Below are 233 nucleotides of genomic sequence, written 5' to 3'. Positions count from 1 at the left end.
CGTTCACCGGGCAGATTAATCCGAACACGGACCCCAAGCAGCTAGAGGCGCTTAAGCGGGCAGCCGGCCTCTATGACCCAGCCCCAGTCCAGTATGCGCGCTGGGTGGGCAACCTGTTCAAGGGCGACCTGGGGACGAGCTACATCCAGCACGTTCCCGTTACCTCACTGATTGCCGACCGGGCGGTCAATACTTTCTGGTTGTCTCTGCTAACTACTATCATCAGCTACTCA

General features: G+C 58.4%; 1 pseudogene. It reads left to right on the top strand.

Annotated features, from left to right (window positions below):
• A pseudogene (locus tag ACYYG1_RS17915) lies at positions 1–233 on the top strand (hypothetical protein); the annotation flags it as partial.

Source organism: Desulfocurvus sp. DL1XJH-121 (assembly GCF_054819825.1).
This window is presented reverse-complemented; position numbering and strand designations above follow the sequence as displayed.